15 protein-coding genes are annotated in these 23400 nt (G+C 39.4%); 8 read left to right on the top strand and 7 right to left on the bottom strand.

What is annotated here, in order from left to right:
- Nucleotides 1-94 precede the first annotated feature (94 nt).
- The 6 genes from GKD17_RS02490 to GKD17_RS02465 all read right to left on the bottom strand — a co-directional run bounded on the left by GKD17_RS02490 (nucleotide 95) and on the right by GKD17_RS02465 (nucleotide 8722).
- Nucleotides 95-1720, bottom strand: coding sequence for a RagB/SusD family nutrient uptake outer membrane protein (locus tag GKD17_RS02490; RefSeq protein ID WP_007836553.1), 1626 nt, complete (start codon nucleotides 1718-1720; stop codon nucleotides 95-97).
- A gap of 16 nt (nucleotides 1721-1736) precedes the next feature.
- A complete protein-coding gene (locus GKD17_RS02485) occupies nucleotides 1737-5066 on the bottom strand; it encodes a TonB-dependent receptor (protein WP_007836554.1) in 3330 nt (1109 codons plus the stop codon).
- 155 nt (nucleotides 5067-5221) lie between these two features.
- Complete coding sequence (locus tag GKD17_RS02480) at nucleotides 5222-6166, bottom strand: FecR family protein (RefSeq protein ID WP_007836555.1); 945 nt, start codon at nucleotides 6164-6166, stop codon at nucleotides 5222-5224.
- A 118-nt stretch (nucleotides 6167-6284) separates the two neighbouring features.
- Nucleotides 6285-6872 (bottom strand): RNA polymerase sigma-70 factor, encoded by a 588-nt coding sequence (locus GKD17_RS02475; protein ID WP_007836556.1) that lies wholly within the window; start codon nucleotides 6870-6872, stop codon nucleotides 6285-6287.
- Nucleotides 6873-6966: 94 nt separating this feature from the next.
- Nucleotides 6967-7224, bottom strand: a complete 258-nt coding sequence (locus GKD17_RS02470) for a DUF1573 domain-containing protein (RefSeq protein ID WP_007836557.1) — start codon at nucleotides 7222-7224, stop codon at nucleotides 6967-6969.
- Nucleotides 7225-7360: 136 nt separating this feature from the next.
- Nucleotides 7361-8722, bottom strand: coding sequence for a DUF3874 domain-containing protein (locus GKD17_RS02465; protein ID WP_007836558.1), 1362 nt, complete (start codon nucleotides 8720-8722; stop codon nucleotides 7361-7363).
- Between the two features lie 328 nt (nucleotides 8723-9050).
- Here GKD17_RS02465 and GKD17_RS02460 point away from each other — a divergent pair, with 328 nt between their 5' ends.
- Complete coding sequence (locus GKD17_RS02460; protein ID WP_007836560.1) at nucleotides 9051-9731, top strand: HU family DNA-binding protein; 681 nt, start codon at nucleotides 9051-9053, stop codon at nucleotides 9729-9731.
- A 192-nt stretch (nucleotides 9732-9923) separates the two neighbouring features.
- Here the strand turns inward: GKD17_RS02460 and GKD17_RS02455 are convergent, their stop codons facing one another.
- Nucleotides 9924-10490: an RNA polymerase sigma-70 factor gene (locus tag GKD17_RS02455; RefSeq protein ID WP_008655734.1), complete on the bottom strand. Its 567-nt coding sequence runs from the start codon at nucleotides 10488-10490 to the stop codon at nucleotides 9924-9926.
- A 144-nt stretch (nucleotides 10491-10634) separates the two neighbouring features.
- On the opposite strand from GKD17_RS02455, the gene GKD17_RS02450 reads away from it, so the two are divergent.
- From GKD17_RS02450 to GKD17_RS02420, 7 genes are all read left to right on the top strand, one after another.
- A complete protein-coding gene (locus GKD17_RS02450; RefSeq protein ID WP_007836564.1) occupies nucleotides 10635-11648 on the top strand; it encodes a FecR family protein in 1014 nt (337 codons plus the stop codon).
- Nucleotides 11649-11901: 253 nt separating this feature from the next.
- Nucleotides 11902-15123 carry a TonB-dependent receptor gene (locus GKD17_RS02445; protein ID WP_032936404.1) on the top strand — a complete coding sequence of 1074 codons (3222 nt, stop codon included), beginning with the start codon at nucleotides 11902-11904 and terminating at the stop codon, nucleotides 15121-15123.
- 12 nt (nucleotides 15124-15135) lie between these two features.
- Complete coding sequence (locus tag GKD17_RS02440) at nucleotides 15136-16830, top strand: RagB/SusD family nutrient uptake outer membrane protein (protein ID WP_007836568.1); 1695 nt, start codon at nucleotides 15136-15138, stop codon at nucleotides 16828-16830.
- Nucleotides 16831-16988: 158 nt separating this feature from the next.
- Nucleotides 16989-19295, top strand: a complete 2307-nt coding sequence (locus GKD17_RS02435; RefSeq protein WP_032934158.1) for a glycosyl hydrolase 115 family protein — start codon at nucleotides 16989-16991, stop codon at nucleotides 19293-19295.
- A 253-nt stretch (nucleotides 19296-19548) separates the two neighbouring features.
- A complete protein-coding gene (locus GKD17_RS02430; RefSeq protein WP_007836580.1) occupies nucleotides 19549-20871 on the top strand; it encodes a family 43 glycosylhydrolase in 1323 nt (440 codons plus the stop codon).
- A 115-nt stretch (nucleotides 20872-20986) separates the two neighbouring features.
- Nucleotides 20987-22636: a glycoside hydrolase family 43 protein gene (locus GKD17_RS02425; RefSeq protein ID WP_007851028.1), complete on the top strand. Its 1650-nt coding sequence runs from the start codon at nucleotides 20987-20989 to the stop codon at nucleotides 22634-22636.
- Nucleotides 22637-22802: 166 nt separating this feature from the next.
- Nucleotides 22803-23384, top strand: a complete 582-nt coding sequence (locus GKD17_RS02420; RefSeq protein WP_007836584.1) for an RNA polymerase sigma-70 factor — start codon at nucleotides 22803-22805, stop codon at nucleotides 23382-23384.
- Nucleotides 23385-23400: the final 16 nt, after the last annotated feature.

Below are 23400 nucleotides of genomic sequence, written 5' to 3'. Positions count from 1 at the left end.
TTACTAATTTATTTATAATTAAAAACAGAGTGTACACAAAATAAAAGCTCCTATAATTGTTGGACAAAATTTTGAATACACCCTTTTATAAAACTTAATATCCTGGATTCTGAACTAGATTAGGATTTAACTGAATTTCAGATAAAGGTATGGGCCATAACTCGCTTTTACCAGGAGTAAATACTCTTCTAGAACAAATAGCATAGCCATTTTCATCTACTGCACTGGCTGTATAATTTTCAGGATCTGTTGTCAACTTCATTCCTGTAAATTGTCTGTTCAACTCTTCTGATGCCGTACCCCATCTTAAGATATCATAATAATGCAAGCCTTCAAATGCAAATTCCACAGTACGTTCTCTGCGAATTATATTTCTTAATGCATCTACATTTGTTTCTGTTACAGCTGGCATATTAACAGAAGCACGCCCTCTCACTTTATTTATTGTCTCATTCAATAAAGATTGTGTTATCACATCACCGGCCTCCATTTTAGCTTCCAAATAACTTAATAAGATTTCCGGGTAACGAATCAGCGTAAAGTTACCACCATAGTTCATTAAATTTCCTTCAAAACCACCATCCAAAAATTTTGCAATACAATATCCAGTCCATACAGCATATCTTCCAAAACGATCAGGAGAATCACTAAAAGGGTCTGAAATAAAAACCTTTCCTTGAAATGAACTTTTGCCATTAACCATTACAGTATAAAGCAAACGCGGATCACGATTATCATAAGGATTATCTTCATCATATAAAGGAGATTCCTCAATAGTTTCTCCATCTATACATTCAAACCTCTTTACTAATTCATTGTAAGGATTATATGAATGCCACCCACCATTTGCTTGAGGATATAAATATTGCGGCAATACATGGTAAAAATCATTTTCTACATATTGTGAAGCTAAAAGAATTTCTTTGCTATATTCACTCTGTTCCCAAAATAGTTTTTGAAAATCCGGTTCAATAATATAGACATCCGAATCTATTATCTTTTTATAAATAGACGCAGCATCTGCCCATTTTTTCTGTCCCATCAACACACGTCCCAAAATGGCATAAGCTGTTCCCTGAGTCATTTTCCCTAATTCAGAATCAGGCAAAGTCACAGGAAGCGACAAAGCACTTTCTTTTAATTCATTTTCTACAAAACTCCATACTTCATTTACCGGAGTTCGACTTACACTATTTGCTTCTTCCATTGAGAGCACAGTAGTCACAAGAGGAACATCTCCCCAAAACGTAGCTAAATAAAAATAATGATAAGCACGTAATGTACGAACATCTGCAATCATTCGTTTTTTAATTGTGGTATCCATATCAATATCATCAATGTGATCCAAAAAATTATTGCAAGTTACAATAGTTTTATAAGTCTGACTCCAATATTCATTTGTCACCCAATAAGAAGATGTTAAAGAACCATCAGTCACACCGTCAGGACGCCCCTCACCTTCACCGCCAAAACCAGCCATTAAATCTAGCCAAAGCATAGTTCTAGGAGCCCAGAAAGTATTACTAACCCAACCACTGCCATGATTATAACAAGCTGTCCAAGCCATTATCGCATCTTTTTCATTTTTCCAAAAAGTTTGGTCAGAAACTTTATCTAAAGGTTGCTTATCAAAAATATCAGAACAAGACACCGTTGCCCCATTCAAAATTATTGCTCCCAAAGAAGCCAATACTGTACGTTTTATATTTAAAATTTTCATAATTCACTTTTTAAGGTTAGAATTTAAGATTAATACCAAGCGAATAAACAGCTGTAATAGGATAAAAACTTTGGTCTTGACTTAATTCTGGATCCCACCCTTTATAAAAATCACTGATACAGAACAAGTTTTGTCCACTAAAATAAACACGTGCTTTCTCTATGTTTACTTTTTTCGTAAGGTGAGTTGGCAATGTATAACCTATCTGCAAATTCTTGGCTCTAAGGAACGTGCCATTACGCAACCAATAACTAGAAGTCATGATTGTACCCGCTCCTTCATTCAAAGCTGTTAATTTAATATACTCTGCATTTCTATCCGGATTTTCTTCCGTCCATCGATTTTCCATTTGCCAACGCTGAATATTACCATTGTTATAGAAAGCATAAGCTTGATAATTTCCCATTTTTTTCTTAAATCCTCCTAAACCTTGAAGTAATAAAGAGAAATCGAAATTTTTATATTCAGCAGATACAGTAAGGCCATAACTAAATTTAGGAATTGTAGACCCTAGTACCTTTCTATCATAAGTAGCATCCACCTGTCCATCAGGCACACCATTAGGACCACTAATATCTTTATATCTTACAAACCCAGGTTCCGCATTATAAGGTTGTTTCGGATACTTATCAATATCCTCCTGATTTACGAATAAGCCATCAGCTACATAACCATAAATTGCGTCTAAAGATTCTCCAACAAACAATCCTTTATCAATATCCTGCTGCTTACCATTAGCTAAAGAAGCCACTCTATTCTTGAAATAAGAAAAATTGGGAGCTAAATGCAATTTCAAATCACCAATCTGAGTATTATATCTAAGATTGAATTCCACACCAGTATTTTTAACTGAAGCAGCATTAACTTCTGAAGGTGTCATTCCCAAAATATTGGAAGCCGAAACATTATAGAGAATATCAGAAGTACGTTTATCAAAATAATCAAAAACAAAATCCAATTTGCCACCTAAAATTGTAAAATCAAAACCTAGATCAAATACCGAAGTCGTTTCCCAAGTTATATCATGATTAGCTAACGTTGTAACTGCAGCTCCCGAAGACATAGTATTACCAAAAGGATAATTAATACCTAACGACAAAACATTTTGATAAGGATAATTTCCGATATTCTGATTACCCAACTTACCCCAAGAGACTCTAAGCTTCATATTATCAACCCAATGCAAAGTCTCTTTAATAAAATTCTCTTCCGAAATCCTCCATCCCAAAGAAACAGACGGGAATAATCCCCAACGTCCATCAGTAGGGAAACGAGATGTTCCATCATACCGAGCATTTAGTTCTAACAAATACTTGTCCATCAACGAATAATTGATGCGACCGAAAAAAGAACGTAATCCCCATTCTGTACCCGATCCTGAAGCTGTCTGTCCATTAGTTGATCCTGCATCTAATTCATGCAATAAATCATTTGGAAAATCTTTACGATAGCCATCTCCCCAATTCTGTTTATATTCTTCTTGAGAAACACCTAATAGAATATCAAAATGATGTTCTTTTATGCTCTTACTATATCTACTTAAGAATTGAAGTGTTGTTAATGTCGTATTACCATTTGATACATTCAAACTATTTGGAGAAAAAGTTTTATTCTCATCAAAAACTAAAGTTGAAGCATATCTTTTGTTATAATAATTAGAATAATTGTATCCTACTTTACCACTAAAAGATAATCCTTTTAATGGTTCCCATGTCAACTCCATTCCTCCAGTAAAATTCTTATTACTATCTTTGCGGAATGAATCACTGTCCAACCAACCTTCCGGACAGAATAAATCTTGATAACCATACGTACCATCACTTTTGCGCCCTGGTATAGCAGCATACTCGCGAACAGCTAAACCAATCATTCTGCTCATATCTCCATCTCCTGTATAAGGTTCATCGATTGTTGAAGAATATCCACTTAAATTAGCCTTTAAATGCAAATTACTCAGAATTTGATTATCTATGTTCAGTTGAAAATTATATTTAGAATACGAATTTTCTGCTACAATACCATCTTGATGCAGATAGCCTATAGAAAATAAATATGCTAATTTTTCTCCACCACTGCTTAAAGTTACATTGTGTCCTGTTTGAAATCCGCTACCAGAAGTTACCAAATCTTTCAAATGATTTACATTTGGATAATTATCCGGATCCGTTCCATTTCTGAACTTTTGAATTTCTTCCGGTGAATAAGTAGCAGAAAGTCCATCATTTTCATCTGCTTCATTTCTCATTGCAGCGTAATCCCAAGAATCTAAAAAATCTGGAAGTTGTGTTGCTGATTGCCACCCTATATATCCATTGTAAGATACTTGAGTTTTACCTTTCTTTCCACGCTTTGTTTCAATCAAAATCACACCATTGGCAGCTCTCGTACCATAAATGGCAGCAGAAGCTGCATCCTTCAATACAGAAATACTTTCAATATTATTAGGGTCAACATCGTTCATTGAACCTGAAAGACCATCAATTAATACCAAAGGATCCGAACCAGCACTAGAAAAAGTTCCAACTCCACGAACTTTTAAGGAAGCTTGATCTCCCCCAGGACGTCCAGAAGATTGAGTAACCATTATGCCACTGGACAAACCTGCCAAAGCTTGTGAAGTTTGAGTTATAGGACGACTGTCTAACGATTCAGAAGTCACACTTGATACAGATCCTGTCAGATTCACTTTTTTCTGTACGCCATATCCCACAACCACCACTTCATCCAGAGTTTCTGTATCTTCCTTCAATACTACATTAAGTTCTTTATTTCCAGAAGCTTTCACTTCTAGAGAAACATACCCAATATAAGTAATCTGTAAAACGGCATCTTTCGGGGCATCCAACACAAACCGCCCATCTATATCTGTAATTGTACCTATTGACTGACCCTTCACCATTACATTGGCACCGATGATCGGTTCACCAGTTGCATCCTTTACAATACCTGTGATCTTATTTGCTTGCTGGGCTGCTTCCCCATCTTTCGCCTTGCTCATCAGCATGATATTCTTACCCTCCATGGCATAATAAATATCAGTACCTTCAAAAACCTTATTCAGCACTTCAGCTACAGATTTGTTCTGCGCATTTACCTTCACATTGCGCTTCAGATTCACCTCGTTCACATTATACACAAACAGATAATCTGTCTGTTTTTCTATTTCACTGATTACCTTGCCTGTTGACACGTTATCCGCCACAACAGTCACCTTCATTGTCTGAGAATAAGACTCAGTGGCAAAAGCTGTTCCGGCAAAGACAAACAGGGCTAAGAGTGTGTTTCTCATCATACGGAATAAATGTTTAATTTCTACAATAGATTCCTGATACAAAATATTTTTCATATATTTGCATTACTAATTTTAGGTTCAACTTAAGATTATTTGAGAAAAAAATTGTCAATACGTAATTGACGTTTCCATGGGATGGTGTTGCAGCACTATCCCATTTCCTTTTTAGACCATGTGTGTTATTTCATAGGCATATTCTCTTTTAAGGGTTAATTAATTGTTATCACATTCGTCTCATCATCCTTTGTATAAGTAAACTTATTATTGAGTCTCAAAACTTTCAGTACGTGTTCCACTCCATCTTTCGTGCGGAATTTACCTGTATAACGGTTCTTTAAAATCCGGGTATTATTTACCACAATATCCACCCCATAATACAGTTTCAGTTTCTCTATCATATCACGTACGGATATATCATTAAAACAAAGCAAGCCCTCACGCCACAAAAAATAATCGGCCTCCTTGATGCGTCCTTTTACCAGTCTGTTGCCTTTCAAGCTGGCCATCGTGTTCGGTTCCAGCCTCATTCCACTGTTATTCGAACCGGGCACTAAAATTTCGACAGCACCTTCCAACAAAGAAGTTTCCCATACGCTATCCGCTGCATAAGCCATTACATTGAACTCTGTACCCAGCACCTTCACATTACATTTGTTCGTTTCTACAATAAAAGGCTGTTCCACATTCTTTGTCACCGCAAAGTAACCCTCACCATCCAATTTCACATTTCGGATATCCCCTTTGAAACTTCCCGGGAAAGTCAAGGTACTGCGTGAGTTCAACCAGACTTTCGTACCATCCGCCAACATCAATTCCGCCCGTTGGCCCGCCGGCACATAAATGGACTGCCATGTTTTGTCTTCCGGTACCTGATGTTTTCCTGTCCAATAATGTGTACCCAACAAGACGATCGCCAATACCGCTGCTATCTTGGCAGCTTCCATACATATTCCGCGTAACGAGAAATGTTTCCTTTCCCGGCTATTCTCCTCCGCCACAGGTTCCGTACGCCACAATGCCATGTCATGCAACTTCCGTTGTGCCATATATTCACGCATATTCTCAGGATTTTCCTGTATCCATCCGGTCACACGCTGCTTTTCGACTTCAGTAGCATTTCCGGCTATATATTTTTGCAATAATTCAGGATTCATATTCTATGCTGTTTTATTAGAAACGACTCAAGAAGAAATTACCCTAAAAGAAAATGAAGAAAAATATATAAAAATCGTTTTTGTCCTCAAAAACATCCGTATCCCCATCCGGTCAGGCTTAATAATAAAAGAAGAAATAAAATAAAGGAAGATAATCTTTTAAAGTCACCCGCAGTACTTTCAATGCTTTTGATATATGATATTCCACCCCCTTTATAGAGATTTCCATCTCTTCGGCAATCTCTTTATTAGATTTATTTTCAAAACGGCTCAAAATAAACGCCCGTCGCGTCTGTTCCGACAAGGTGCTTAAAGTAGCACTGATGATTTTTTCCACTTCTTCCGAAAAAATCTCATCAGGATTGCACGCTTCCAAGGCAGACATACGGATAGACAATTCCTGTTGTTGCCAGTCGACCATCACTTCAAAAGCACTGCGTTTTACCTCCTCGTGCTTTAGATAGTCCAAAGCCTTGTTCTTCAAAATTGTCAGTAACAACGGTAAGATATATTTCTCTTCAACAGGCTCGGCCTTCAACTTTTCCCACAACTTTATTAATGCCTCGGAGGCAATATCTTCTGCTGCCAAATCATTATGAACGTATGATTTGGCAAAGAAAAAAGACTTCTTATAATAAGAGGTATAGATATCATTAAAAGAATTTCCAGGTATTTTGCTCATTTGTATATCGGTTGTGCTTTTCATCCATATTACGATGGTAGAGCAAAGTTAGTAATAAACCTTCGATAAAAACAAAATTATCCTGTTAATTCTTTCTCTTATATGCTATGAGCTTGCCTTATATGCAATCGCCCTCCACCGTCAGACTAAGTGGCAAAGAGGGAAAGTTGCCATAAATATAAAGTTCACGGACAAACACCCCTATACTGTCCGACTGGAAGAAAACTTTCAACTGTAAAGTATCTCCCGGAGCAGCATGATACTTGGAGCATCTCGTTTCCAGACAATCACAAGAAGAAACAATGTAATAAATATGTAAACTGTCACTTCTCGTGTTTTTATAGATAAAAACGCCACCACTAAAAAAGTCGAACAAACAAATCGCTAAGCAATCTTTTTCATTTATTTCGCCTTATGCGATTCCCCCTGAAAAATCCTTCAAAAGCTTCATCCCTCCCGCAAACCCTTTGCCGGAGGGCGTTCCGGCTGAAAGATCACACCGGGAAAAAGCTTCAGGCCGCGGAAGAATCCTTCAGCTTCACCAGCCGGTACACATTGCCATACTCGGTATGAATGCGTTGTATTCCTAATGCAACCATCATCCTGCCCAACCGATTCGGAGTCACCCCGCGCATGGCTGCCGGATAATGCTTCTGCAAATAATTGAACAAATCCGTCGTGGTATAGGGCTTGGACAGCTCCCCTTCTTGCGGCATCCGGAAACAACGCAAAAACAGTTCCTGCTCGGCAGGCATTTTATAAAAATTCCGATTGCTATGCTGTATCTCCTTCTCTTCCTCTTCCGAGAACCAGTAACGCTCTCCCCCGACTAACTCCGCTTTCAACTGAGCGAACAATTGCACATGATCGGGCGGTGTGCAGTCAATCTTATCATCCACCTCCGCACAAAGAAAACGGCGGCTTCCTGTGGGATCAGTCAGCAGGTCCGTCATATTGGACGTACCGATGAAAGAGGCGATACGAGGCAGATGACTGAATGCCGGACGATGTGCCCTGCGGAAAGTCAGTGTGGTCATCTGCATCAGATTCTTCAAAGCAGGCATCTGTCCGGCACGGTACTTATCGAACTCATCCATATTGATCAGTCCGAAAAGCGAAAGTTTCTGTTCACATCCACTCTCGCTCGTCAGGTCGAACTTGTCTATATAATAAGGTGTAAGTTCCTTAGGCATCAAAATCTTGCAAAAAGAAGACTTGCGCTTCCCCTGCTCACGGCTCACCAACATAGGCGCCACCGCATTGGCGCAATCCTGTGCCTGCCCCAGCCATTGGGCAGCAACACCCAGCATCCAACGGTGAAACCCTTTCACCCACATCGGTTTACGCGATATACGCACGGCCAGCGGAGTAACACGATCCACCCCGTCCCATTGAGGCAAGTGGTTCATATAATGCAGAAAAGGATGATAGTTTTCCACCTTTCTGGAATGGAGCAAACGGCTCACATCCTTATCCCAGCAATTGATGCCTCCGGTACGCGCCTCCAGGCAGAATGTATTCAAATCACGTTGAGCCACTATACCATACTCTTCATCCGGCATCTCTTTTCCACGATACTCCGTCTGTTCGGTGAGAAGGTTATAACGAAAATCATACCGTGCGGTCAAAAAGCACTGCAAGGCCTCCAGCATATTCTCCGGTTTCTTGCGCCCCGATTTGCCAGAAACCGCCTTTTCATCGATAGTTTCTGCCATACCAACTGCCTCGACAGCCGCTGGAAGAACAGTTTCGCCCACCGTTTCCATAGCCATTGAAGGCAACACTCTTTCCGGATTCGCACTTTTTCCCACGCATATCCTCATTTTCATACTCTTTTTGCACCAATTCAGTAATTTTTCCACTAATTTTTTCATCCTTTTTCATTATTTGGGGTTGTGTAATATCACAAAGATAACATACAAAATACTCTTTTACAAGCATTTACTACACACTACTGCAAAAAAGTGACTAAGCGAAAATAACTGGGAAATTATTCGTTTTTATCAAGACTATTTCATACTTTTGCACCGTCAAGTTAATCATTTCACTGGAATGATGAAGTTTCATCACTTGAGTGATACAACTTCATCACTTTAGTGATATAATTTCATCACCTAAGTGAAATGATTAACCTGAAAGGAAGTTGCAGCAAACTCTTCCGTACAAGAAAGCATAAACAACCGGATAAAAACAAATAAGCGAATGGCTATCAAATTTGAATTTTATGAATCACCCAATACGATAGGTACGCGCAAGAAGCGCTATCACGCCCGTGTAGTAAACTGGCAGCGCATCAACACCGACTATCTGGCACGGGAAATACAGTACGGCTCCTCGCTCACCGTGGCAGACATCAAGGCAACCATCATCTCGCTCAGCGAGAAACTGGCCTATTACTTGAAAGACGGCGCCCGGGTGCACATCGAAGGGATAGGGTATTTCCATATATCGCTTACCTGCCCCGAGACACGGACACCAAGCTCCACACGTGCCAACAAGGTGAAATTCAAATCGGTGACATTCCGTGCGGACAAATACCTGAAGCATCAGTTGAGCGACGTTAAGACCGAGCGTTCGAAATACAAGCCGCACTCCATGCCGGTGACAAAAGAGAGTATAGACGAGGCATTGACGGAATACTTCCTGACAAACAGCGTGCTGACACGCCGGAAGTTTGAATCGTTATGCGGACTGACACGCGCCACCGCAGGACGTTATATCGCCCAACTGGCGAAAGACAAAAAACTGCGCAATATCTCCATTCCACGTAACCCCATCTATGAACCGATGCCGGGATTCTACGGAAAAGAGAAACTGCCCGAACCGAAGAACGAAACGGAAAACGTATCGGCAACAAACGACACGGACCTGACAATAAAGTAAATATACAACGAAACAATATAATAGAAAACTTCTACAAACGAAGCTCAAACCATAAAGAGCTGAAACTTCTACACTAGGCTGAAGGAATTCCGGGAGGAAATCCTTCAGCCGCTTTTCTTTATTGACGAGCGTTTGCGAAGAGGCTGAAGGATTTGAAGGAAAAAACTGGGAAAACTTCGGGAGAGGTACTTTTCAGCCCACCAGCCATACCAGCATGGGCAAATAATCCTTTAAGGAAACACGAAGCAGCTTCAATGCCTGCTGGATGCGGTAAGCCACCGTCTGTGGTGACACATCCAGCACTTCGGCAATTTCTTTATAACTCAGTTCCTTAAAGCGATGCATCACAAAAGCCTCCCGATAACTGTCGGGCAGAGCAGCCATCGCCTCCTTTATTTTCCGGTCCAATTCCTCAAAACGAGCATAGTCCACTTCACACAATGCCGCCTGTGTCCTCTCATAAAAGGCAGCTTCAGCCTTGGTTTTCACCTGTTCCCGCGTCAAGTGGTTCAAGACCCTCCGATAAGTCATTTTGAACAAATACTGATTCAATGAAGACTCGATTATCAAATCCCCACGATTCTCCCATAGCCATAACATTACCTCCTGAACAATCTCTTCGGCATCTTCCAACGATACCAACCGGTGGGCATAGGCACACAGCATAGGATAGTATCTTCTGAATAAATGGTCAAAAGCATTACCATCCCCCTGTCGGAGAGCATTAAGCAAAGACAAGTCTTCGACGGTATGATTCATAGTATAATAACTGTTTTCCTTGCGCACAAAGATAGCGGTTTTTATCGGAAAAAACTTTTTTTTGAAAAAAAAGCATTTTTCGTTTAGATACCTTTCATTCTCGCTTGTCTTAATAATATAAAGGAAGAAATTAAAGCATAATTTATGGAAAACCATACCGATATAGAAACTTTGTTAACTAAATATTTCGAAGGGAAAACCACTCCTCCGGAAAATGAACAGATAGAAGCATGGCTGAATGCCGACGAGGAACATTTACATATAGCCAGGCAGCTGAATACGCTCTATCTGGCTGTAGACACACAGCATATCACAAAGAAAATAGATACGGAAAAAGCGTTAGATAAGGTAAAAAGCAAAACAAAAGTTAGAAACCTGTCCTGGTGGGGATGGACACAACGCATTGCGGCCATCCTGTCCGTTCCCCTCCTGATAGGTGTATTGGCTCTGTATCCGGGCAGACGGCAGCCGGTAGTCACCGCTCAGATGGTGGAAATAAAAACCAATGCAGGCATGACTACCTCCGTCCTGTTACCGGACAGCACGGTAGTTCACCTCAATTCGGAATCCTCACTCCGCTATCCCACCTTTTTCGCCGGCGATGTACGCCAAGTGGAGTTAAACGGTGAAGCTTATTTCGATGTGACCCATCATCCCCGGAAACGATTCATCGTCTCCACCCCTCATCATTCTCAGGTGGAGGTGTACGGAACAAGTTTCAATGTGGAAGCATACGGTAATGAAACTCCCATTTCCACCACGCTTATCAAAGGCAGCGTAGGGTTTATTTATAAGAATAACAAAGGAAAATTTCAAAAGAGTATGCTCTCCCCCAGACAGAAGTTAGTTTATTCCCCACAAACCGGGGATATCAAGTGCTACGTCACTTCGGGCGAATCGGAGATTTCATGGAAAGACGGTAAGCTCATCTTTAATGACACTCCGCTGAATGAAGTGCTGCACATGCTTGGCAAGCGGTTCAATGTGGAATTCGTATTATCCAACAAAGAACTAAAAGGCTGTTCGTTCACAGGAACATTCACCCATCAGCGCCTGGAGCGTATTATGGAATATTTCCGGATTTCTTCCCGTATACGATGGCGGTACATTGACAGTGCAGATATAAAGACGGAAAAGCTGAAAATAGAAGTGTACTAATATACGTTTAACCCTTAATTTAAATACTAGAAAAATGAACAGACAACAGGCTCCCTAAACAAAAAACATACGGGAGGATATTGGCGTATCACCCCGTATGAAAAATCATCTTTCTATGCTTGTTTGGCGACAAGCAAAGACAACATTTTATTAACTTTATCTCAATTACAAAATTATGAAAAATTATTTTAGCGTCCAATTATTATGGATGATAAAGTCGTGTAGGTTAATCTTAAATAAAACTCCATTACCTATGAAACTAAGTGTACTCTTTTTAATCTGTTCGTTAAGTATGACTTATGCGGCAGAGTCGTATGCGCAAAAGACCATGATCAGTCTTGAAGTACGTAATGAAACAGTTGGCACTGTGTTGGAAAAGCTGAAAAAAGAATCGGGGTTTGATTTCTTCTTCAACAATAAACACGTAGATCTGAAACGTATTGTATCAGTTTCGGCAAACAACAATAATATATTCAAGATACTAGACCAGATCTTCGCAGGGACGAATGTGAAGTATTCAGTGCTTGAAAAGAAAATTATTCTTTCTACTGAGATTGTGCAAGGAATACAGCAAGGACAAATTAAGGTGACAGGTATTGTAAAAGATGCGAATGGCGAACCGATAATCGGTGCCAATGTCATCGTAAAAGGCCAGTCAACAGGTACAATCACAGATATAGACGGGCGGTTCGTTCTGGATACTCCAAAAGATGCCATTTTACAGATTACTTATATCGGGTATGTTTCTCAAGAAGTGAAAGTTTCCGGAAAGAAAGAACTTAATATAATATTGAAAGAAGATACAGAAACTCTTGACGAAGTGGTGGTAGTAGGCTATGGTACGATGAAAAAAAGAGACATTACAGGATCTGTCAGCTCCGTCAATACTTCCGTCCTCACTGCTGGATCTACTCCATCCGCAGCCGATGCTTTACAGGGTAGAATAGCTGGTGTAAACATCCAGAAGAATGCCGGACGTCCGGGAGGGAGTTATAGTATTCAGATCAGAGGTGTCAGTTCCATTAAGAATAAAAATAGTGGTCCTTTATATGTCATTGATGGTATTCCTACTTCTGAAGGAATGAACGACTTAAACCCCAGTGATATTGAAACTATAGATGTATTGAAAGATGCTTCAGCTACGGCTATATATGGTTCCCGTGGCGCTAATGGTGTAGTAATTGTAACAACCAAGAGAGGAGAAAAAGGCAAAGTATCCATTCAGTATGAAGGAAATGTAGGTTTTAAAGAAGCCAGTCATTTACCTGAGATGATGGAAGGAGATGAATACGTAAAATTTCGTACCGATTTATACCATCAGTTAGGCCGGAGCACGGATCGTAGCAATGCTGAATTCTTTACTCCGGAAGAATGGAACAGAATAGATCATGGTATTTATACAGACTGGGTTGATTTAGTATTACGTAAAGGCTTCCAAACCAGCAATACCATTACAGCTTCAGGCGGCGATGATAAAGGAACTTTCTCTATCGGTTTGGGACAATTAAAAGAAAACGGAACAATTGAAGGGCAGGATTATGATCGATATAATATGCATCTGAATATCAACCGGAAATTTACAGATAAATGGGAAGCAGGAGGAAGTTTGTATTTCACTTACAGCATTCAAAATGAAGGGAGTTATGAAACATTGCGTTCCGCCTTCCGGTTACCTTCCGTAGCGGCTCCATACGATGACGAAGGAAACATGTTATTTCGCGTATTCCGTAATGATGCCGTAACTAATCCCCTTTATGAAAGTACAGAAGATGGTGAATGGCGTGAAAAAAAACGATTCCGCGCTTTCGGTAATATCTACCTGAAATTCGAACCCATCAAAGGATTGAACTTCCGCACTCAATTCTCGCCACAAATGTTGAACAAACGCAATGGAGAATATTATGGTATGTGGTGCAAGAATGGAGGAGCTGGAAAAACCGACAATACAAGTGCCGTATATGAAACCAACAACCATTGGGGATATGTATGGGACAATCAAGCGACTTATGACAAACGTTTCGGAAAACATAGTCTGAATGTAAACCTTGTCCAAAGCATTCAATACCAACAATGGGAATCCTCTTATCAAAAAGCAAGAAACTTACCTTATAATAGTAAGTGGTATAACTTGGACGCAGTTGCATCAACCGATATTCAAGCATCACAAACAGACTATCAGCAGACTAGTCTTGCCTCATTTTTAGGTCGTATTCAATATTCATTTATGGATAAATATCTTTTCACTGTTTCGGGACGTTATGACGGCTCATCCAGATTGGCCGATGGTAATAAATGGGCATTTTTCCCCTCAGCCGCATTTGCATGGATGTTGGGTGAAGAGGAATTTATAAAGAAAGTGGATTTCATCAGTAGTTTAAAGTTGCGTCTTAGCTATGGTGTTACGGGCAACGATGCTGTTAGTATTTATGGGACACAGTCTAATGTGTCAAATAGGAATTACGATTTTGGAGGTGATGTTTCAACTTCTTATTATAAAAACGGTCTTGCTAATAGTAAATTAACTTGGGAACGGACACAGGAATTCAACATCGGTTTAGATTTTGGTTTCTTCAGAAACCGTATTAATGGTTCATTGGACGTATATCAACGCACCTCTAAAGATCTGATTATGGAACGCCAGTTACCTAGCACCACAGGATGGACTTTTGTTTGGGACAATATTGGAAAGGTGAGAAATACAGGGCTTGAGTTATCTATAAATACAATAAATGTCCAAACAAGTGATTTTTCCTGGCAGACAAATATAATTTTTGATACCAATAAAAATGAAATCCTTGAATTGTACGGAGGGAAAAAAGATGATATCGGTAACAAATGGTTTATTGGAGAGGCTATCAATGTAAATTATGACTATGAATTTGATGGAATATGGCAGACATCCGAAGCCGATAAAGCAGCCATATATGGCCAGACACCGGGACAAGTAAAGGTGAAAGATCAAAATCATGATAATGTCATTGATGCAAAAGATAAAGTGATTCTAGGGCAACAGCTACCCAAATGGACAGGAAGTATCACCAATACATTTACTTATAAAAACTGGGATTTGGCTTTCAATGTATATACCCGTCAAGGTGCCCAGTTAAACAGTACATTTGTTTCTTCGTTTATGGCATATGATGGTAATTACAACCAAGCTAAAGTTGATTATTGGACTGAAACCAATCCGACAAATAAATACCCTCAACCAGGAAATAAAGGAAAATATTTTTCTTCCATGTGCTATCAAGATGTATCTTTCGTAAGAGTAGGATATATCACACTAGGATATACTTTCCCCATGTCGCTGCTGAAACCTATAGGAATTAAAAGGCTGAAATTATATGCTACAGCCAACAATCCATTCCTTTTCACTTCTTTCAAAGGATTTGATCCAGAATGGGCAACTCAAAATACGTGGGGAGAAGCTACAAGTACAAGAACTTTTTTATTTGGTGTAAAACTTGCATTCTAAAAAAACAACAATATGAAAACAAAAATAAAATTATCTGCTCTACTATTCATCGCTTCTATAACTGTATCTTGTGACAACTTTCTAGAAGAAAAGAACCAGAGCAATATAACTGCAGAAAATTATTTCGTAACAGCTGACGGATACCGTTCTTTAGTAAACGCTGCTTATTCTACTTTAAGAACAGTTTGGGGAGACGAGCCTTGGTTGTATTGTCTAGGTACAGATATATTTACTCGCGGTGAAAGTGAATTAATTGGAGGTAGTTACGGAGGACGAGACACCCAAAGCCGCCAACTGAACGAATATGCAGAATTGGATGCCGAAAACCCTTGTGTAAAAGACCATTATGCAGACTTATATTATTCCATACAAGCATGTAATACAGCTCTAGCCCGAGCAAACGCAGTAAACGGAATTTCAGAAACAGAAATAGTTCAATCAAATGCCGAAGTAAGATTCCTTCGTGCTTATTATTATTTTCTTTTAGTTGAACAGTTCGGTGACGTACCTTTGGTTGAGGATGAAATTACATCAGCCATTACACACTTTGACCGCATTCCCGAGGCTGATATATATAAATACATCATCAATGAGCTAAGTGCAGTAGTCAGTAAGCTTCCGATTAAAGCTGCTGAGTTTGGCCGTGCCACTCAAGGAGCATGCAAAAACTTATTAAGCCTGGTTTATTTAACTCGAGGTTATAAAAGCTATGCTGATTCCGATGATTTCACTAAAGCTGCATCACTAGCGGACGAAGTAATCAATAGTGGAGAATATCGTCTTCTCCCTTCCTTCCAGGAAGTATTCAAAGAAGGTAATGAAATAAATGACGAAATTATCTTTTCAGTTCAATATGATGCCAAATCTTTAGGTGGAGATATTAATAATGGAAGCGGTCAGAATGCGATGTTCGGATGGGAACTATGGAGCAAAATTCCTAGTGGTTTCGAAATATACAATACAACCTATAACTGGCATAAACCGCAATTTACGCCCACACAATTTCTCTATTCACTCTACAATACAGACTCTGACTCACGCTATGATGTTACTTTTTTAAGTGAATATTATGCAACAAAAGATGATGGAAAAGTAAAAGCTGGCGATTTAAGAGTCTATTTTCCACATTATGACAAAGAATTTACAGTGAACGATTCTTTAGCCATCATGGCTGAACATCCCAATGCTATCATCATAACCAAAGAACTTTGGAAACAGGATATTGAAAATATAGGTGGTAGCGGAATTTTCCCCATGATATGGAAGTTTTTTGATTCAACAGCTCCTTGGCCATCCAACAATCAATCCTATTCAGGCACACGGGACATCTTCCTATTCCGGCTAGCAGAAACGTATTTGATTGCTTCAGAAGCCTATTTGCAGGCAGGTGATAAATCAAAAGCTGCCGAACGCCTTAACGCTGTACGCAAAAGAGCTGCCATCCCCGGTCACGAAAAAGATATGATCATAAATGAAGTAGATATTGATATAAATACGATTCTGGATGAACGTGCACGTGAACTAGCTGGTGAATACAAGCGTTGGCCTGATTTAAAACGTACCAATACACTTATTGAACGTACATTAAAACATAATAATCTAGCAAAGAAAACAAACAAAATGGATAACCATATTTTATTAAGACCAATTCCACAAACTGTTATTGATCAAGATTCGGAAGGAATAGAGCAAAATGCAGGCTATTGATAGGATTATTAATAAATAAATTTATACACAAAAGGCATATCAAAACATATTGATAAAATTTCAGAGCATACAATATTTTTGATATGCCCTTTTTAAGTATCAGAAAAAGACCAATCAAGGAAAGTTGTTGTTGGAAAATTAATAATTTAAAACAGAATATGCGACATACAATCATACATCTATTATTATTAATGATAGTAGTAAAGGCCAACGGTTTTGAACTGAAAAGTGGGCACACAATTCATATAGCTTGTGATACAACAGAAATGGAACCGGTAGTAAAATCAGCACTTAAAATGCTAGTAAATGATTTCCAAGCAGTATTGTCATCGGATGTCTGTATAGGAAAAGAAGGTAATATTATTATTAATAAAGACACCACCCTGTTAGATAAACGTAAAGAAGCTTTCCAACTTAAAGTTTCGGATGACCAACTTTATGTAACGGGAAGTGATGCACATGGCGTCGCATATGGAATACTGGAAATTTCCCGGCTGATAGGCGTGTCACCTTGGGAATGGTGGGCTGATGTTATGCCTCTAAAACGATCATCCTTTTCGCTTGCAAACGGCTACGTAAATCTGCAAGCTCCTTCCGTAGAATTTCGCGGTATCTTTATCAATGATGAAGATTGGGGATTAATGCCATGGTCAAGCCTACACTACGAACCTTGGCACAAACCCGGTCGTATTGGTCCCAAGACCAATGCGCGCATTTTCGAATTAATGTTACGCTTACGTGCAAATACCTATTGGCCTGCCATGCATGAATGTACGCAACCTTTTTTCTTAACACAAGGAAATCGTGAAGTAGCTGAACAATACGGTATCTACATTGGAGGTTCACACTGCGAACCAATGGCTTCAAGCACAGCCGGTGAATGGAGAAAACGAGGAAAAGGAGAATACGATTATGTGAACAACAGCAAAAATGTTTATGAATTTTGGGAACAAAGAGTAAAGGAAGTGGCAAACCAACCCATACTTTATACTATAGGTATGCGTGGAGTACACGACGGAGCTATGAATGGTGCAAAAACGATAAAGGAACAGAAAGCCGTGTTGCAACATGTATTTGCTGACCAACGTCATTTACTACAACAATATGTTAACCAAGACGTAACAAAAGTTCCACAAGTCTTTATTCCTTATAAAGAAGTTATGGATATATATGACGCAGGACTTGAAGTTCCTGAAGATGTATGCTTGATGTGGTGCGATGACAACTATGGATATATTCATCATTTTCCTACGGATGAAGAACGTCAGCGGAAAGGAGGAAACGGTGTGTATTACCACATATCTTATTGGGGACGCCCACATGATTATCTATGGTTGGGTACTTTCTCACCCGCACTACTCTATCAACAAATGACGACCGCCTATGATAGTGGCATACAAAAATTATGGGTATTGAATGTAGGTGACATCAAGCCTGCTGAATATCAGATAGAATTATTCATGGATATGGCTTGGGACATTCACTCCGTCAGAAAACAGGGTATCACAAAGCATCTCAGCCATTTCCTACAAAGAGAATTCGGTAACCAGTTGGGCAAACGTCTTTTACCTCTGATGAAAGAACATTATCGATTAGCATATATCCGCAAGCCGGAATTCATGGGAAATACTCGTGAAGAAGAGTATCACACCAACGATTATCGTATTATAAAAGATATGCCATGGAGCGAAAAATATATTGACACACGTTTAGCGGCCTATCAAAAATTGGAAGATGAGGTAGAAACTTGCTTTAATAAAGTTATTCCGGAACGTCAAGACGCCTATTTCCAATTAGTCAAATACCCTTTGCAGGCATCAGCGGAAATGAATAAAAAAATACTTTATGCTCAAAAAGCTCGCCACGGGCTGGAATCATGGTCAAAAAGTGATGCAGCATTTGATAGTATTGCTTCACTAACACGTATCTATAATATAGGTTTCCATAATAATAGTAAATGGCATAGAATGATGGATTTTCAACCTAGGCGTTTACCAGTATTTGAACCTGTAGATCATAAAGCTGCGACTTCTCCTATAATAAAAGAACGCAAGTACATTGCCAAATGGAATGGAGCAGACTGCACAAATGGGGATTACTCCCCCTGTGAAGGCCTCGGTTATGAAGAAAAAGCCATAACCATCCCGAAAAATAAGAGTGTAAACTATACATTTGACGCAATAAATACTGATTCTGTAGAGATTGAAGTACATTTACTTCCTTGTCATCCTATTGAAGGAAAGTCAATTCGCATTGCGCTTTCACTTGACGGGCAGCAGATTCCTGCAAGTAATTACGAAACATATGGGCGAAGTGAAATATGGAAAGAAAATGTATTAAGAAACAAAGCAATCTTACATTTCACCCTCCCACTTTCCCAAAATGAGAAACATTGTCTTCAAGTAAAAGCAATAGATAAAGGAGTCATTCTTGACCAACTATTTGTTTTTCCAAAAACACAATGATCCTCAAAAAAATTATGAATATCTCTTTTTCTATTTATCACTTATAAACAAACAGATTGAAGATATGGTTTTTTGTACAAAAACACAGGAATTGAAATCAAAATCCATTTGTTCTCTATTTTGATATTACGATCTTTGCATAATAATAAAAATAGATAGCGTAAAGATTCCAACCTATAATTTTTATATTAATGTTCAAGATAGAACATTAGTGCATTATTGAATAAATAAAATATGAATATACAATAAGAACATGATGAAATATTTACTATTCTTGTTGTTCCTCTTATTGAAAGCAGGAACAGCTACAGCTCAAAACAATTTAGTAGTCAACGGTATTCCATGGTTTGATGACAAGGGAAATATTGTCAATGCACATGGCGCTTGTATTGTGGAAGAAAACGGAAGATATTATCTTTTCGGAGAATGGAAATCGGACAAAAGTAACGCTTTCCCCGGCTTCTCATGTTATTCTTCGGATGATCTTGTAAACTGGAAATTCGAGAACATTGTCCTTAGAGTCCAACCCGAAGGCATCCTTGGCCCCAATCGCGTAGGTGAGCGTGTAAAAGTGATGAAATGCCCTAAGACGGGCGAGTATATCATGCTGATGCATGCCGATGATATGGGATACAAGGACCCTTATATCGGTTTAGCCACCTGCAAAACGATTGCAGGTGACTATCAGTTGCAGGGACCGTTACTCTATAAGGGACAACCTGTAAAACGCTGGGATATGGGAACCTTTCAGGACACCGATGGAAAAGGATATTTACTGATTCATCATGGCCCTGTTTATCGGTTAAGCGATGATTACCGTTCGATAGAGGCTGAAGTGGCCCACATTAAAGGCATGGGCGAATCACCGGCCATGTTCAAAAAGAACGGTGTCTATTTCATGCTTACCTCAAACCTGACCAGTTGGGAGAAAAATGACAACTTCTATTTTACGGCTCCCCAGATAGAAGGTCCTTGGACGAAACAAGGGCTGTTCTGCCCGGAAGGCAAGCTGACCTACAATTCGCAAAGTACATTTGTATTCCCGTTGAAATGCGGTAATGATACCATACCTATGTTTATGGGGGATCGTTGGTCTTATCCGCATCAGGCCTCAGCCGCCACTTATGTATGGATGCCTTTACAAGTGGATGGAACAAAAATATCCATCCCTGAATATTGGCAAGCATGGGACATCAGGAAGCTAAAACCGGCAGACGCTCTGAACAAAGGGAAAAAGTTGTACGGGGCATGGAAGTCCAATCAAAAAGGAGACGTGTTGGAGATAGCGTTCAAAGGAACTCATGCCGCTATTGTTGGAGAAACAAACCCTCATGGCGGATATGCCAAAGTAAGTGTATTAAATACCGAGAAAGATACTGTATATTCTTCATTGGTAGATTTCTACAGCAAGTATCCGGAAAAAGCAATTCGAATTATAACACCGAAAATGTCGAAGGCAAATTATACCTTACAGGTTGAAGTAACAGGAATACGACCGGTATGGACAGACAAGACTAAAACAATCTATGGAAGTGACGACACTTTCGTAACGATAGACAATGTCTATCACTTTTGAGCTATTCCATATCTTATGCAAAAGGGCTGAGATACAGAATTAACCATGCAAAAGACAGAAGAAATGTAACACTGGAAAATTTGAAGTATAATAATTGCTAATATATTAAATAACGATGAGAAATATTATAATAACGCGCAGTTTCATATTTCTAAACAGAAAAATAAAAAGATTACTTTTACTGTTAGTTACTATTTTTTTGTGTGCAAGAATGATGGGAGAAACGATTATTCCGGATTCCATTTCCAATCCCATTCGCACGGGATTCCATCCAGATCCTTCCATCTGCCGGGTAGGAGAAGATTATTATTTAGTCACTTCATCATTCACATGGTTTCCCGGACTTCCTATTTATCACAGCCGTGACCTGACTAACTGGTCGCTTATCGGTCATGCATTAACCAATCCCAAGGCTATCGACTTTAACGGTATGACGGATAATGACGGCATCTGGGCCCCCACTTTGCGTTATCATAATGGAACATTCTATCTTATCACCACAGCTCATGGCTGTGGTGGCAATTTCTACATGACAGCCAAGAATCCGGCCGGTCCCTGGTCGGATCCGGTGTGGCTGAAAGATGCTCCCGGCATTGACCCTTCTCTTTTTTTTGATGAGGACGGACGCTGTTATTATACAGGCAATCGCTGGGATTTTAAGAGCGCATGGCCTGCCCAGTGTGCCGTATGGATGCAGGAGCTGGACCTCCAAAAAAGATGTCTGGTCGGAGAACGAAAAACATTGGCCTATGGTCATGCGGCTAATGCAAAATACGCCGAAGGGCCTCATTTATACAAAATAAAGGACCACTATCTATTGTTGATGGCTGAAGGAGGATCGGATTATAACCATGCTGTTACCGCCCTCACTGCTAAATCCCTCTGGGGACCGTATGTACCTTGTACCGTCAATCCCGTATTGACACACCGCCATCTTGGCAAGGACTACCCTGTGCAGTCTCTCGGACATGCCGATCTGGTACAGACACCGACCGGAGATTGGTATGCTGTGTTTCTCGGTAAACGAATTGTGGAAGGAGGACTGGTGCCTTTAGGACGCGAAACCTTTCTTTGTGAGGTGAGTTTTCAAAACGGTGAACCTATCTTCAATCCCGGCATTGGTGTTATCGGAAACCGGTTGAAACGTCCACCTTTACCATGGACGCCGGTGTCGAAGACAGATAAACAGAATGATTTTGAAAGTTCTGCTTTATCACCGGAATGGGCTACAATGCGTATCCCTGAGCAACCTTTCCATCATTTTGCCGATGGCAACTTGTTTTTGTCTCTCCGACCTGAGATGGCAGACAGTCTGGTATGTCCCTCCATGCTTCTGCGCCGTGTACATTCCCATAATTTTTCTGCCACCACGACAATGAGTTTCTCCACCCGTCGGGTGAACGAATGGGCGGGCTTGGTTCTGTATCGTACAGCTAAAGGCTATTATTCATTACTGAAAGGAAAGAATGAAATCCGTTTGACAAAAGTACTTCTAGGCAAAAAAACAATAATTGCGACACTGCCTTGGAAGGAAAAATCTGTCATATTACGCTTGGTAGCCAAAGGAGCTACATTAACATTCTATGCCGGTTTGTCAAATGATATGCTTTATCAAGTGGGAGAGGTACAAAGTGTAGATGCTGTGTCGGATAATAAGGTCAACCGCTTTAATGGTACGGGAGTCGGAATATATGCGACAAGTAATGGAAAACAATCGATAAATAAAGCATCATACCAATGGTTTGAATATAAGGAAGAGAATTAGTCTTAAAACAAGAAAAAATTACTATTGAACCTATTTCTTACAATTAAAAGACATATTCAGATATCATACAAAATTAGTTCTAGAGATACACAAGAGAAATACATAATGATTATCTTTGCAAACGAATATTATGGGATTAATCCACATTTAGGTAACACCATATATCTTGGAAGAGCACATAGAAAATATAGAACGACACTTGATTCATGACTTAAAACAAGGATCGCATAAGGCATTTGACAAAATTTATCAAATGTACTCCAAACGCCTGTATGCTTATAGTTTACAATTTACCAAATCTTCCGAAGAATCAGAGGAAATCGTACAAGAGGTTTTTGTAAAACTGTGGTCTAACCGTATAAATATAAGACAAGATGAAACATTACGTTCTCTACTTTTTATTATGGCTAAACACCGTCTCATCAATGCATACCGTCAGAAAATAAACCATCCCATATATGAAGAATACATTTATCATATAGATACCCTGTCAACCGAGGACACTCATTACAAGCTGGAATATAATGAATTCCTATTCAGATTCCTCAAAACAATAGAAAAGCTCCCAGACACTCAGCAAAAAGTAATTCGTCTATCCCGGTTCAAACAGTTATCCAATAAAGAAATAGCAGAAAAACTTTCTTTAAGCGAACAAACCGTAAAAAACCAGCTTTCACTAGGACTTAAGACCCTAAAGGAGAAATTAAACAAAATATGGTTACTTCTAATGTTACTTTTTATTAATTAGAAAATAAAATTCGGTA

Source organism: Phocaeicola dorei, assembly GCF_013009555.1.
Classification (GTDB): Bacteria; Bacteroidota; Bacteroidia; order Bacteroidales; family Bacteroidaceae; genus Phocaeicola; species Phocaeicola dorei.
Note: the sequence above shows the minus strand (reverse complement) of the source record. Positions and strands in the feature narration are given on the sequence as shown.